The sequence below is a fragment of the Kribbella endophytica genome (genome assembly GCF_054781295.1).
Map to the genome: position 1 here is coordinate 1,327,233 of NZ_BAAGUR010000002.1, position 14,072 is coordinate 1,341,304.

Annotated in this window: 12 protein-coding genes; 6 read left to right on the plus strand and 6 right to left on the minus strand. The window is 70.2% G+C overall.

What is annotated here, in order from left to right:
- The first annotated feature begins 193 nt into the window (after positions 1–193).
- The 3 genes from ACYVIO_RS24625 (at position 194) to ACYVIO_RS24635 (ending at position 4,543) form a co-directional block, all read left to right on the plus strand.
- Positions 194–1,489, plus strand: coding sequence for a hypothetical protein (locus tag ACYVIO_RS24625; protein WP_460653225.1), 1,296 nt, complete (start codon positions 194–196; stop codon positions 1,487–1,489).
- A gap of 69 nt (positions 1,490–1,558) precedes the next feature.
- The gene (locus tag ACYVIO_RS24630; protein WP_460653226.1) at positions 1,559–3,040 is read left to right on the plus strand and encodes an APC family permease; all 1,482 of its coding nucleotides are present in this window, start codon (positions 1,559–1,561) and stop codon (positions 3,038–3,040) included.
- 195 nt (positions 3,041–3,235) lie between these two features.
- Positions 3,236–4,543 (plus strand): hypothetical protein, encoded by a 1,308-nt coding sequence (locus ACYVIO_RS24635; protein ID WP_460653227.1) that lies wholly within the window; start codon positions 3,236–3,238, stop codon positions 4,541–4,543.
- Here the strand turns inward: ACYVIO_RS24635 and ACYVIO_RS24640 are convergent.
- The 4 genes from ACYVIO_RS24640 to ACYVIO_RS24655 form a co-directional block, all read right to left on the minus strand.
- Complete coding sequence (locus ACYVIO_RS24640; RefSeq protein WP_460653228.1) at positions 4,524–5,618, minus strand: ligand-binding sensor domain-containing protein; 1,095 nt, start codon at positions 5,616–5,618, stop codon at positions 4,524–4,526. The two genes, ACYVIO_RS24635 and ACYVIO_RS24640, sit on opposite strands and share 20 nt — an antisense overlap.
- The gene (locus tag ACYVIO_RS24645) at positions 5,615–6,427 is read right to left on the minus strand and encodes a hypothetical protein (protein ID WP_460653229.1); all 813 of its coding nucleotides are present in this window, start codon (positions 6,425–6,427) and stop codon (positions 5,615–5,617) included. The genes ACYVIO_RS24640 and ACYVIO_RS24645 overlap by 4 nt, the downstream gene beginning before the upstream one ends.
- Positions 6,428–6,578: 151 nt before the next feature.
- Positions 6,579–8,696 carry a 3-hydroxyacyl-CoA dehydrogenase NAD-binding domain-containing protein gene (locus ACYVIO_RS24650; RefSeq protein ID WP_460653230.1) on the minus strand — a complete coding sequence of 706 codons (2,118 nt, stop codon included), beginning with the start codon at positions 8,694–8,696 and terminating at the stop codon, positions 6,579–6,581.
- Positions 8,693–9,892, minus strand: coding sequence for a thiolase family protein (locus ACYVIO_RS24655; RefSeq protein ID WP_460653231.1), 1,200 nt, complete (start codon positions 9,890–9,892; stop codon positions 8,693–8,695). Before ACYVIO_RS24655 ends, ACYVIO_RS24650 begins: the two co-directional genes overlap by 4 nt.
- 177 nt (positions 9,893–10,069) lie before the next feature.
- On the opposite strand from ACYVIO_RS24655, the gene ACYVIO_RS24660 reads away from it, so the two are divergent.
- From ACYVIO_RS24660 to ACYVIO_RS24670, 3 genes are read left to right on the plus strand one after another with little or no spacing between them, the layout of a single operon-like run.
- Entirely contained in the window at positions 10,070–10,759 is a 690-nt protein-coding gene (locus ACYVIO_RS24660; protein ID WP_460653232.1) for a hypothetical protein, read from the plus strand.
- A gap of 9 nt (positions 10,760–10,768) precedes the next feature.
- Positions 10,769–11,443: a dienelactone hydrolase family protein gene (locus ACYVIO_RS24665; protein WP_460653233.1), complete on the plus strand. Its 675-nt coding sequence runs from the start codon at positions 10,769–10,771 to the stop codon at positions 11,441–11,443.
- Complete coding sequence (locus ACYVIO_RS24670) at positions 11,440–11,928, plus strand: glutathione peroxidase (RefSeq protein ID WP_460653234.1); 489 nt, start codon at positions 11,440–11,442, stop codon at positions 11,926–11,928. Before ACYVIO_RS24665 ends, ACYVIO_RS24670 begins: the two co-directional genes overlap by 4 nt.
- Positions 11,929–12,072: 144 nt before the next feature.
- Here the strand turns inward: ACYVIO_RS24670 and ACYVIO_RS24675 are convergent, their stop codons facing one another.
- Positions 12,073–13,371 carry an HRDC domain-containing protein gene (locus ACYVIO_RS24675; RefSeq protein WP_460653235.1) on the minus strand — a complete coding sequence of 433 codons (1,299 nt, stop codon included), beginning with the start codon at positions 13,369–13,371 and terminating at the stop codon, positions 12,073–12,075.
- Positions 13,368–13,970, minus strand: a complete 603-nt coding sequence (locus ACYVIO_RS24680; protein ID WP_460653236.1) for a DUF3000 domain-containing protein — start codon at positions 13,968–13,970, stop codon at positions 13,368–13,370. The genes ACYVIO_RS24675 and ACYVIO_RS24680 overlap by 4 nt, the downstream gene beginning before the upstream one ends.
- Positions 13,971–14,072: the final 102 nt, after the last annotated feature.

The following is a 14,072-nucleotide window of genomic DNA, read 5'->3' on the forward strand; positions in this document are numbered from 1 at the left end:
GGGGATTCCAGGGGCAAAGTTGTATACCCGGCGTGTCGGTGGTGGATTCAGCAGGACCGAGTAGGGTAGCCGGGCTGTCGCTGGACGGGCGGACCGGAGGAATCGACCCGACGTGAGTGTGTCACCCCCTGACGCTGCCCGGCCGGGCGCTCAGGCACCGCCCCCCAGGCCCCGCCGTTGGCTGGGTCTGCTGGTGGTGGTCGTGATGACCTGCGGCGGTGTCGCGTACGCCGTCGAGCAGCGCGAGGACGCCGCCCGCAGCCGGCCCAAGGTGAGTGTCGGCCCGACCTCCCCGCCGAACCAGAGCAACAAGCCGCCGTCCAAGACCGCGGCCGCGGTGGCCGCCCGGCGGATGGCGGTCGACACCGTGCTGCTGCGTCGCGCGAGGGCGGTCCGGGACGGCAACGAGAAGCTCTTCCTGGCCGACGTCGATCCGGGCGACACGAAGCTGCGCCAGGAGCAGCGGACGCTGTTCGCGAACCTGGTCGAGATCGGTTTCACCGAGGTCGGGTTCAGCCAGGCCGAGGAGCGGTTCGACCAGGCCGCGGTCCGCGAGCACGGCTCGTCGACGTACCTGGTCCGGATCCTGATGCGGTACCAGATCCCGAAGGTCGACCACGACCCGGTGACCACCGAGCTCGGCTACACGTTCGTCAGCCGCGGCGGTCGCTGGGTGATCACCGACGACCGCGACCTCGACGACGAGCTCGGCCCGACCGCGCACCGCGAGCCGTGGGACCTCGGCCGGATCGAGGTCCGGCGTGGGCCGCGCGTGCTGGCGATCGTGGAGAAGGGCGACACCGACCGGGCCAAGGCGATCGTTGCCGAGGCCAATGAGGCGCTCGGCCAGGTCGCGGCGTACTGGCCGCGGCGCTGGCGCGGGTCGGTGCTGATCGCGGCGCTGGACGACACCGAGGTCCGCGACGCGCGGTTCGCCGACGAGGACATCGAGTCCGCGGCCAGCGCCGGCTCGACGTTCACCTCGCTGCCCGGTCAGGACACCGCGGACGGCACGGTCGGCGGCGCGTACATCGTGGTCAACCCCAAGGAGCGCGACCGGATCGACGAGATCCTGCTGTCGCACGAGATCACCCACGTCGCGACCGCCGACCTCGGTGGCTACGAGCCGCTCTGGCTGGCCGAAGGCGCCGCCGAGTACGTGTCCTGGCGCGGGATCGAGGCGGTCAGCGGTGCGGGCGAGGTCGCCAAGTGGGAGCAGGAGGTAATCGACTCGGCGATGCCCGGGCTGGTTGCCCTGCCCTCCGACCTCGGCTTCTACCAGAGCAACACCGACGTGTACGGCGTGAGCTGGCTGGCCGTGCGCTTCCTGGTCCGGGAGATCGGCCTGAAGGCGGTCGAGGACCTGTACGAGGATCTCGCCCGGCACGGCACCGACCAGGCCAGCCGCGACCGCATACTCCTGACCCGCACCGGGTACACCGAAGCCACCCTGTGGATCTCCCTCAAGGACTACCGGCCCCAACGCTGAGTGGCGGTTTGACCTCACCGCGTCAGAGGGGCACGCTCGGGATGTTCCGTCCGAGTTCAAGGAGGCGTAATGAGTCTGTTGCGGACCAAGACGATCGAGCAGTCGATCGCGGACACCGACGAGCCGGAGTACCAGCTCAAGAAACGCCTCACCGCCCTGGACCTGACCGTGTTCGGCATCGGTGTGATCATCGGCGCCGGCATCTTCACGCTCACCGGAAGGGCAGCCCAGGCGTACGCCGGGCCGAGTATCGCGCTGTCGTTCGTGCTGGCCGCGATCTGTTGCGGCCTGGCCGCCCTGTGCTACGCCGAGTTCTCCTCGACCGTCCCGGTGTCGGGATCGGCGTACACGTTCTCGTACTTCTCCCTCGGTGAGATCTTCGCCTGGATCATCGGCTGGGACCTGCTGCTGGAGCTGATGCTCGGGGCAAGCGTCGTGGCCCAGGGCTGGTCGACGTACGCCGCGCTGTTCCTGGAGCAGATCGGTCTGGGCTGGCCGGACTCGATCGGCCCGGACAGCAACGTGAACGTGCTGGCGATGCTGCTGATCATCGTGCTGACGATCCTGGCCACGGTCGGCATCAAGGAGTCGCTGCGGGTCAACCTGGTGCTGGTCGCGGTCAAGCTGTTCGTCGTGCTGTTCGTGATCATCGCCGGCCTGTTCTACGTCAAGGGCTCGAACCTGACCCCGTTCATCCCCGACAGCGTGCCGGCCGCGAACGGTGACGTGACCATCACAACGCCGTTGTTCCAGGCCCTGTTCGGCTTCACGCCGTCGACGTTCGGCGTGATGGGCCTGGTGTCCGGTGCGTCGCTGGTGTTCTTCGCGTTCATCGGGTTCGACGTGGTCGCGACCACCGCCGAGGAGGCGAAGAACCCGCAGCGCGACCTGCCGCGCGGCATCATCGGCTCGCTGGCGATCTGCACCGTGCTGTACGTGCTGGTCTGCATCGTGATCACCGGGATGGTCAACTACAAGGACATCAACGGCGAGGCCGCGCTGGCCGAGGCGTTCCGTTCGGTCGGCCGGCCCGGGTTCGCGACGCTGATCTCCGCCGGTGCGGTCGCGGGTCTGACCACCGTCGTGCTGACGCTGATGATCGGCGCCGCGCGGGTGGTGTTCGCGATGAGCCGCGATCACCTGGTGCCGGCCAAGCTCGGCAAGACGCACCCGAAGTTCGGTACGCCGTACCGGCTGACGATCGGGATCGGCGTCGTGGTCGCGATCGTCGCGGGCGTCACCCCGATCGGCAAGCTCGAGGAGATGGTGAACATCGGCACCCTGGCCGCGTTCACCCTGGTCTCGATCGCCGTCCCGCTGCTGCGCAAGAAGCGGCCGGACATCCAGCGTTCGTTCCGCGTCCCCGGCAACCCGGTGGTGCCGATCCTGGCCGCGGTGATCTGCGTCTACCTGATGCTGAACCTGTCGCTGGAGACCTGGCTGCGGTTCGCGATCTGGATGGCGCTCGGCTTCATCGTGTACGCCGTCTACGGCTACCGCCGCAGCCGTGTCGGTATCGAGGAGAAGACGGGCGAGGCCACCAAGGCCTAGCCTCGGCAGCAGCAGGCCGCGCCCCCGGATCCGGTCCGGGGGCGCGGCCTTTGTCGACGGTAGGATTCCTCAGTCGTCTGCCTGTGCCTTCCAAGTACCGGCCACCGATCGGGGGCCGGTACTTGTGAGGTGATCGGCGACGAGCGTCAGTGGCGCTGGTTCACCGGTACTTTCGCAGAGGGCAGGACTCTTTCCATGAAGCACCCGAGGCGCCTGCTGGCGGCCGTGGCCGCGCTCGCGCTGGCCGGGACCGCCGGCGTCGTGGTGGTGACGCGTTCGGGAGATGCTCCGGCCGGGAGTACGGCGGCCGCCCTGGAGGCGCCGGGCGCAGCGCCTGAGCTGAGCGACACCGAGAAGAAGAGTCGGCAGCGCGAGGTCGATCTCCTGCTGGGCAAGCGGGCGACCGCCGTACTCAAAGGTGATCTGAACGGCTTCCTCGCCGCGGTCGATCCGAAGCAGCCGAAGCTGGTCGCGCGGCAGAAGCTGCTGTTCGCGAACCTGCGCAAGTTCGGCTTCAGCACGCTGAAGTACTTCACCGCCGACGACTGGGCGGCGCCGAAGCTGACCGAGAAGTACGGGCCCTCGACGTACAGCACGCGCGTGATGATGCGGTACCAGATCGCCGGCGTCGACCCGAAGCACGTGCAGACCGACCTCGGCTACACGTTCGTCCGCCGGGACAACCTGTGGGTCCTGGTCGAGGACGGCGCGATCGACGAGACGCTGAGCCGCGACGGGCACCGGCAGCCGTGGGACTTCCAGGAGGTCGCGCTGGTCCGGCGCGGCAAGGTCGTCGTCGTGGTCGCGCAGCGCGAGCTGGCGCTCGGCAAGACGATCGCGCGGGTCTCGCAGGACGCCGTCGCCGCCGTCCGCCGGCACTGGCCGCGCGGCTGGGACGGCTCGGTCCTGGTCGTCGCGATGCCGGAGCCGCAGGTGATGGCGACAGTGTGGACGTCGGGCAGCGGCCGCGGCTGGACGATCGCCGCCAAGGCCGTCACCTTGTACGAGGGGGAGCAGCTCGGCAAGCCGACCGGTCCGGCGGTCGGCAGCCGGATCGTGATCAACCCGGCGCTGCGCAAGGACCTCGACGAGGACCTGCTGGTGCACGAGATGACCCACGTCGCGACCGTGCCGATCGGCCCGCTGGTCCCGCTCTGGCTGGCCGAGGGCCTGGCCGAGTACGTGCGCTGCCGGTCGGTCGAGGACGACCCCGAGTGGACCGTCGACCCGTACCGCAAGACGGTCAGGTCCAAGTACCTGCCGGGCATGAAGACCCTGCCCGACCGCGCCGCCTTCGACGCGAACGGCGAACGCGCCTACGGCCAGAGCTGGTGGACCGTCGAGTACCTGGCCGACCGGATCGGCATGCCGAAGGTCGCCGCCCTGTACGCCGACGTGGCCGTGCACGGGACCACCGACGCGACGTACAGCGCGATCCTGAAACGTCACACCGGCAAGACCCCGGCCGAGCTGACCGCGGCGGTCAAGAAGTTCCGGGGTTGAGCTTCCGCTGGTCCCGCGGCGGCAGGTAGCGCGCCGCCTTCTGTTCGAGGCTGTCCCGCTGGGACGGCCGGCGCGCGATGCTGATCCCGCCGTGCCCGGCCGCGAACGGATAGGTGCCGAACCACAGCCCGCCCTCGCGGTCCTGCAGGATCGAGCGGACCAGGTCCTCGACCAGCTCGCCGTCGGCCGTGTACGACGTCCAGTCGCGGCCGTCGTACCGGCTCACGCCGCCCTCGGTGCCGAACCACATCGTCTGCTCGGCGTCGATCAGCATCGCGTAGACCCGGTCGTGCACGAGCCCGTCGGCGGTCGTCATCCGGTACCACTCGCGGCCGTCGTACACCGAGACCCCGCGCATCGTCCCGAACCACATCCGGCCGTCGGGATCCTCGAACATCGAGTACACGCAGTTGTCCAGCAGGCCGTCCTCGACCCGGAAGTTCTGCCAGCGCGTGCCGTCCCAGCAGCCGACGCCGGCGCCGTCACCGTGGTCGTAGGTGCCGACCCAGATCCGGCCGCGGGAGTCCTCGAAGACCTTCAGGATCTCGACCCCGGGCAGGCCGTCGCGCTTGCCGAACGACTGCCACTGGCGGCCGTCGTACCGGTGCAGGCCGCCGCCGGTCAGTCGTGAGCGCCAGGTCCCGGCCCAGACGTGGTCGGCGGCGTCGACGTGCAGGGTGAGGATGCTCTTGCCGGTCAGTCCGGCCTTGGTGAACCGCTGCCCGTCGTACAGGGTGAGGCCGCGGTCGGTGCCGATCCACAGTCGTCCGTGGGAGTCCTCGCGGACGGAGGTGACCGCGTTGCTGGCCAGGCCGTCGCTCTTGGTGTACGTCGTCCAGCCGCGGCCGTCGTACCGGCCGAGTCCGCCGCCCCAGGTGCCGACCCAGATGGTGCCGTTGGAGTCCTCGAACAGGTCGTAGATCCAGGGGTGGGGGAGTCCGTCGGCAGTGCCGACCGAGGTCCACTCGAAGGGCGCTTCGTTGCTCTCGGCAAGGAATGCGCGCATCAGCTCGCGCAGCTCGCCGCGTCCGGCCGGTCCGCCGCGGGCGGCGCGTTCGATCGAGTCGCCGGTCATGGCTGGTCTCCCTTGCGTCGCAGGTTCTCCAGTTCGGTGCGCAGCCGCATCACGGTCGCCGACTCCTCGTCGATCGCGCGCAGGAACTCCTGGTTCTGCTCGCGGATCCGGTGCTGCGCGTCGTCCGGCACGGTGAGCTCGGCCTCGGTCGCGTCGGCCCGCAGCCGGGCCAGCCGATCGTCGAGCCGGCGGGCCGCTGCCCGGTACGACGCCAGCCGGTCGGTCGCCTGGCCGGTCGACAGCTCCGCGCCGTCGTCGTCGTACGGGCCGAGCTCGCCGCGGTACTGGAGGACGAACGCCTCCATCAGCACGTAGTCGCGTTCGCGGTAGACGGCGTGCGCGACCTCGAACTCCTCGGGCGGCGCCGTCGAGGTGTCGGTGTGGACCTTCGGCAGCACGATCCGCTTGAACTCGCGCAGGATGCGGCGCCGGCTGAGTTCGTCGAGCCCGTCGTCGGAGTGCTGCTCGGCGGACGCGGTCGGGTCGTCCTCGTTCAGCGGGCCGGGCACGGTGTCGACCAGGGCGGCGTCGACATCGGCCGCGAGTGCCGCGTCGTCGGCGTACTCACCGTCGGCGAGCCGCGTCCGGATGCGGTCGAGCTCGGCCTCCAGCCGCCGGCGCTCCTCGATCAGCTGCTGGAGCTGGTACCCCGCGCCCATCACCTGGGTCCGGAAGGCGTCCTCGAGTCTGCGCATTCGGGCCGACAGTCCGACGTACGCCTCAAGCGTTCGGACCACCTGCTCCCGGACGGCGTTCGCCGCCTTGGTCGCTCCGATGACCCCGAACTCGTCCCTGGCCAGTTCGCTCACCCACGCGACCCTAGTAGCCGACTGGGCGACCGGTCCGGCAGATGGCCGCAACAGGACGCCCCGACCGCTGCTGCACAGCGATCGGGGCGGAACGTGCTGCTGGGGCCGGAGCGGGCTTCCGGGCGCCGCACCGACCCCAGCAGATAATGGGTCAGGCCAGCGAGGCGACACCCTTGGGGAGGAAGCGCTGCCCGTTGACCTTCTCGGCGATGCCCGAGCGGTCCAGGTACGGCGTGATGCCGCCGAGGTGGAACGGCCAGCCGGCGCCGAGCAGCAGGCACAGGTCGATGTCCTGCGCCTCGGCGACGACACCCTCGTCGAGCATGATCCGGATCTCCTCGGCCAGCGCGGTCAGCACGCGGGTGCGCAGCTCGTCGGCGCCGGACGGCTTGTCGCCGACCGTGACCAGCGCCTCGACCTCCGGGTCGACCGACGGCTTGCCCTCGGCGCTCCAGACGTAGAACGAACTCTTGCCTGCGGCAACGACCTTGGCGAGGTTCTCGGACACCGCGAACCGGTCCGGGTAGGCCCGGTTCATCGTCTCCGCGACGTGCAGCGCGACCGGCAGGCCGACCAGCTGCAGCAGCACGAACGGCGGCATCGGCAGACCGAGTGCCGACAACGCCTTGTCTGCTTCGGGAATCGGCGTGCCCTCGTCGACCGCCGCGCTGACCTCACCGAGGAAGCGGGTCAGCAGCCGGTTCACCACGAAGGCCGGCGCGTCCTTGACCAGCACGCAGGACTTCTTCAGCTTCTTGCCGACCGCGAACGCCGTCGCCAGCGCGGCGTCGTCGGTCTGGTCGGCGCGGATGATCTCCAGCAGCGGCAGCACCGCGACCGGGTTGAAGAAGTGGAAGCCGACGACCCGCTCGGGGTGCTCCAGCCCGGCCGCCATCTCGGTGATCGGCAGCGACGAGGTGTTCGTCGCCAGGATCGCCTCCGGCGCCACGATCTTCTCCAGGTCGGCGAAGATCGTCTTCTTCAGCTGCAGCTCCTCGAAGACCGCCTCGATCACGAAGTCGGCGTCGGCGAAGACCGCGCGGTCGACCGATCCGGTGACGAGCGCCTTCAGCTGGTTGGCCTTGTCCGGGCGGATCCGGCCCTTGCCGAGCAGCTTGTCGATCTCGCCATGCACGTAGCCGACGCCGCGGTCGACGCGCTCCTGGTCGAGGTCGGTCAGGACCACCGGCACCTCGAGCCGCCGTGCGAACAGCAGCGCGAGCTGGCCGGCCATCAGACCGGCGCCGACGACACCGACCTTGTTGACCGGGCGGGCGAGCGACTTGTCCGGCGCACCGGCCGGGCGCTTGGCGCGCTTGTTGACCAGGTCGAAGGCGTAGAGGCCGCTGCGCAGCTCCTCGCTCATGATCAGGTCGGCCAGCGCCTCGTCCTCGGCCGCGAACCCGCGGTCGCGGTCGTTGTCCTTGGCCGCCGCGATCAGGTCCAGGGCCCGGTACGGCGCGGGCGCCGCGCCGCTGACCTTGAGGTCGGCGAACGCCTTGCCGCGGGCCACCGCCGCGTCCCACGCGTCACCGCGGTCGATCTCGGGCCGCTCGACGGTGACCTCACCGGTCAGCACCTTGCTCGCCCAGAGCAGCGACTGCTCGAGGAAGTCGGCCGAGTCCAGCAGCACGTCGCCGATCCCGAACTTCACCGCTTCGGGGCCGGAGAGCATCTTGTTCTGGTTCAGCGCGTTCTCGACCACGACCTTGACGGCCTTGTCGGCGCCGATCAGGTTCGGCAGCAGGAAGTTGCCGCCCCAGCCCGGGAGCAGCCCGAGGAAGACCTCCGGCGTGGAGATCATCCCGGCAGCGACCGAGACGGTCCGGTACGACGCGTGCAGCGCGACCTCGAGACCGCCGCCGAGCGCGACGCCGTTGACGAACGCGAAGCTCGGCTTGCCGCCCTCGGTGAGCTTGCGCATCACGCCGTGGCCGATCCGGCCGAGGTTGAGCGCCTGCTCGCGCTCGGTCAGCTTCGGTACGCCGCTGAGGTCGGCGCCGGCAGCCAGGATGAACGGCTTGCCGGTGACACCGATCGCGACGACGTCCTCGCGGGCCAGCGCGGCGTCGATCGCCTTGTTCAGCTCGGCGAGACCCTTCGGGCCGAAGGTGTTCGGCTTGGTGTGGTCCTGGCCGTTGTCGAGCGTGATCAGGGCCATCGTGCCGGCCTTGTTCGGCAGCACGACGTCCCGGCTGGGCGCGAGCGTGACGAGCTCCTCGTTCTCGATCGCGGTCGCCTCAGCGATCAACTGCTGGAGGTCGCTCATGCGGCCTGTCCTTCCCAGTTCGGGTTCTCCCAGATGATGGTCCCGCCCATGCCGAGGCCGACGCACATGGTGGTGAGGCCGTAGCGGACCTCGGGGCGCAGCTCGAACTGCTTGGCCAGCTGGACCATCAACCGGACGCCCGACGAAGCGAGCGGGTGGCCGTAGGCGATCGCGCCGCCGTACGGGTTGACCCGCGGGTCGTCGTCGGCGATGCCGTAGTGCTCGAGGAACGCCAGCACCTGGACGGCGAACGCCTCGTTCACCTCGAAGGCCTGGATGTCGTCGATGGTCAGACCGGCCTGCTTCAGCGCCTTCTCGGTCGCCGGGACCGGGCCGAAGCCCATCACCTCGGGCTCGACGCCGACGAAGGCGTACGAGACCAGCTTCATCTTCGGCTTCAGGCCGAGCTCCTCGGCCGCCTCGGCCGACGTCAGCAGGGCAGCCGTCGCGCCGTCGTTGATGCCGGCCGCGTTGCCCGCGGTGACCCGGCCGTGCGGACGGAACGGGGTCTTCAGCTTCGCCAGGTCCTCCAGCGTCGTACCGGGCCGCATCGGCTCGTCGGTGGTCGCCAGGCCCCAGCCGTGCTCGGCCGAACGGGTCGCGATCGGGACCAGGTCCGGCTGGATCAGGTCGTTCGCGTACGCCTTGGCGGCGCGCTCCTGGGAGGCGACCGCGAACGCGTCGGTGCGCGCCTTGGTGATGGTCGGGTAGCGGTCGTGCAGGTTCTCGGCGGTGGAACCCATCACCAGCGCGGAGGTGTCGACCAGCTTCTCGGAGATGATCCGCGGGTTCGGGTCGACGCCCTCGCCCATCGGGTGCCGGCCCATGTGCTCGACACCGCCGGCGATCACCACGTCCTGGGCGCCGAAGGCGATCCCGGAGGCGGTGGTGGTGACCGCGGTCATCGCGCCCGCGCACATCCGGTCGATCGCGTAGCCCGGGGTCGTGTTCGGCAGACCGGCCAGCAGTGCGGCGGTCCGGCCGATGGTGAGGCCCTGGTCGCCGATCTGGGTGGTGGCCGCGATCGCGACCTCCTCGACCCGCTCCGGTGGCAGCGACGGGTTGCGCCGCAGCAGTTCACGGATGCACTTGATCACCAGGTCGTCGGCGCGCGTCTCGGCGTACTGACCTTTGGCCTTGCCGAACGGGGTGCGAACGCCGTCGACGAACACGACATCGCGGATCTCACGGGGCACGAGGCCCTCCTTAGGGTGGGGTGGCACCACCGATGCTACCCGCCGGTAATGAACGGCCCCAAGCAGCCACGCCTGTGCGGCTGCTCACAACCTCGATCCGGTCAGTGCGAGTTGGACGTGGCGCCCCGGCGGGATCGGGCGCATGCTGGAGACAGGCACGCCTCGGGAGTCGCTCTGATGAACAACTTCGATCTTCCTGTCCCGGTCCTGAGCCGGGGCAAGCACCGCAACCCACGCAAGGGCGCCTGCTTCATGGAGTTCGCGTCCTACCTCGCCGGCGAACCGTGGTCGGACCATCCGGCCTGCACACATCCGCTGCTCGCGGGCGTCGCGCGCGACGTCAACGACTGTACGACGGACGCCGGCCGGTCCCGGCTCGCGCCGCTGATTCCGTCGGTGATCGGCCTGACGCCGGAGGACCCGCACGTCGTACCGCGGGTGACCGCACGCTGCATCCAGGAAGCTCTGCCGGTGGTCTCGCAGGAACGCCAGTACATCCTGGCCGTCGCCCTGATCGTGGGGGAACGGCAGCTGGCGATGCTGGACGGCAGACCGCTCGACAGCATGGACCCGGCCTCGCAGGAGGTCCTCGACTCGGTCCCGTCCGCGACCAAGTGGGCCCGCGCGTTCACGGCCAAACCCCATCGCGGCACGTCGTCGGACTACGCCCGGCGGACGGCGCCGAGAGCGGTGTCGTGCGCGGTCGAGGGCATCTCGCAGGCCTGCGTCCCCGACCCGGACGAGCGGCTGTACCGGCTGCTCGACAACGCCATCGAGGAGTGCCGACGCTGGGTTCCGGCCGAGCCGTCCCGGTTTCCGCAGGCTGCTCCGAAGGCTGTTCGGGAGGAGAGCCAAGTAGCGCAGTAGGCTCGCTGTGTGACCTTGGAAATCGACACCGGCTCCGGGCTGATGCCTGTCCACGTGTGGGAAGGGTCCGGTCCCGGACTGCTGCTCCTGCAGGAGATCTTCGGGGTCTCGGACTACATCAAGGAGCGCGGCGCCCAGCTCGCCGCGCTCGGGTACCACGTCGTCGCGCCGGAGATCTTCTGGCGCCTGGACGACGTCGACCTCGACCCGGACGCGCCCGACCTGCTGGACCGCGCGCTCGCCGTACTGGGCCGGCTCAACTGGGACCTGGCCGTGTCCGACTCGGTGGCCGCGCTGGAGTACCTGCGCGGGCGTGACACCAAGGTCGGCGTGTTCGGCTTCTGCTTCGGCGGCGGACTCGGCTTCAACGTCGCGGCCGTCTCTTCGCCGGACGTCCTCGTCAGCTACTACGGCTCCGCCCTGCCGAACCTGCTGCCGCTCGCGCCGGACGTGACGGCGGCGAGCCTGCACCACTTCGGGGACGCTGACGACTACCTCCCGCCGGAGACCGTCGACAAGATCGTCGCCGAGCTCGGCGACGCCGAGGTCTACCGTTACCCGGGCGCCGGGCACGCGTTCGACAACCCGATGCCCGCGTTCCACCACGCCGGGGCCTCCGCCGAGGCCTGGCAGCGCACGACCGATTTCCTGAACCGCCAACTGCCCCCAGAAGGAACCAGATGAGCCTGTACGACATCCCCCTGCGGACCCTGTCCGGCGCCGAGACCTCGCTCGGCGAGTTCAAGGGCAAGACCGTGCTGGTCGTGAACGTCGCGTCCAAGTGCGGCCTGACCCCGCAGTACGCCGAGCTGGAGAACCTGCAGAAGACGTACGCGTCCCGCGGCTTCACCGTGCTGGGCGTCCCGTGCAACCAGTTCGGCGGGCAGGAGCCCGGCACGACCGAGGAGATCCAGGAGTTCTGCTCGACGACGTACGGCGTGACGTTCCCGATGCTCGACAAGCTCGAGGTGAACGGCGACGCGCGGCACCCGCTCTACTCCGAGCTCACGCTCACCCCGGACGCCGAGGGCAACGCCGGTGACGTGCAGTGGAACTTCGAGAAGTTCCTGCTGACCTCCGACGGCACGATCGCCGGCCGCTTCCGCCCGAAGACCACCCCGGAGTCCCCGGAGATCGTCGAAGCCATCGAGCGCCAACTCCAGGCCTGACGGCAGCTCAACGCCTAGCGCCCCGCGCAAGGACCCGGCGCAACAGAAGCTCACCGGCCCAGCGCCCCGCGCACGGCCCCGGGCCTGACATCTTCAAATAGTCCCCCCGATCCCCGTGACCAACTGGTCCGGGGCTTGGGGCGACTAGTCCAGCGTCTTCGCCGGCGCCGTAACAGTCAGCGCGTCGGCAAGCACCTGCGCGGTCAACCCGATCTGCCACTCCCGGGCGCCGTGCTCGCGCAGGAACGTCTTCACCACGTCCAGCCCCGGCTCGGCCGGCGGAGTCCACGCCAACCGGCGAATGGTGTCGGGGGACAGCAGGTTCTCCGTCGGCAGCCGGTGGGCCTCCGCGATGTCGCCAACTGCCGCCCGCGCGGCCGAAAGCCGAGCCGCGGCGTCCGGGTCACGGTCGGCCCAGGCACGGGCCGGCGGCGGGCCGTCGTACCGGGGTCCTTGCTTGGGCAGCTCGCTGTCTGGCAGCCGGCGCGCGTGGTCGATCGCCTCCCACCAGGTCCGCATGTGGCGGTGCGCGCCACGGCCCTTGAAGGCGGTCAGCTTCTGCAGCGTGTCGCGGTCGACCGGCATCGCGGCCGCGGCCTCGACGATCGCCGCGTCGGGCAGGATCCGCCCGGGGGAGATGTCGGCGGCCTCGGCGATCTGGTCGCGGGCCTCCCACAACGCCCGTACGACGGCCAGGCTGCGCCGGTTGCGCACGCGGTGCATGCCCGACGTACGACGCCACGGATCCGGCTTCGGCTCACGCGGCGGCGCGGACAGGATCGCGGCGAACTCCTGCTCGGCCCACTCCCACTTGCCCTCGCGGCGCAGCTCCTGCTCGATCGCGTTGCGCAGCTCGATCAGCATCTCGACGTCCAGCGCGGCGTACACGAGCCAAGGGCTCGGCAGCGGCCGGGTCGACCAGTCGGCGGCCGAGTGCTCCTTGCGCATCCGGTACCCGAGGACTTCGCTGACCAGCGAGGCCAGGCCGACCTTCGGGTAGCCCAGGAGGCGCCCGGCGAGCTCGGTGTCGAAAACGGTGCGCGGCACCATGCCGACCTCGGCCAGGCAGGCCAGGTCCTGGTTGGCCGCGTGGATGATCCACTCCGCGTCGATGATCGCGTCACCGAGCGAAGACAGGTCACCGAACGGGATCGGGTCGACCAGCGCGGAGCCGGAACCCTCCCGGCGCAGCTGGACCAGGTACGCGCGGTGGGAGTAGCGGTAGCCCGACGCGCGCTCGGCGTCGACGGCCACCGGGCCACTGCCCGACTGGAACGCTTCGACGACCTCCTGCAACGCAGGGTCGGTGTCGACGACTTCGGAGAGCCCGTCACGCAGTTCGAGCAGCGGAAGGGTCTCGATCGGGTCCTCGGCGACAGCTGGCTGCTGGGTCCCTGCGGAATCCTCGGGGACGGGCGACTGCTGGGTCTCGGCCGGGCTCATCGGCCCCGCTGACCGCGGCGGGTCGGCATCGCGACGACACCGGGCGGCACCGGCGGCAACCCTGCCGCGGTGCACAGCACCTCGCCCCACGCCTCGGCGTGCCGCGTCACGTCGATCCCACCGTCCGGGCCCGGGACCGGGCTCCAGGAGGCGCGGATCTCGATCTCCGCGGTCGCGTCGTCGTCGGCCATCCCGCCGAAACTCTCGGACACCACCCTGGTGACGGTACCGCTCGGGGCCAGGAACTCCGCACCCCGGTCCGCCAGCGCCTCCATCAACCAGGTCCAGCCCACGCCACCGAGCAGCGCGTCGGTCACCATCTCCGGTTCGACGGCCGCACGCACGTACGCGACACAGCGGAAGGTCGACTGCCAGGCGTCGTTCCCGTCCGGGTCGTAAAGGACGACCAGACGGCCGGTGGCGACATCGTCACCGTCGACCGTCACGTCGGCGCTGACCGCGGCCGCGTGCGGAGCGATCCGCTGCGGCGCGGGCATCTCCTCGACGAAGACCTCGGGCCGGAACCGGGCCTCACGCAGTTGCGTCAGGGCCTCGGCGAACTCCGCGGGTGGCGCGTCGACCTGCTTGCGGGCACCCATGCTTCGCAGCCTACGACTGATTACTCACCGACGCCGGTGACGACGCGCCGGTAACGGGTTTCGGGCATGGGATCATTGCCCTGTGCCCGTGAACCAGTCAGC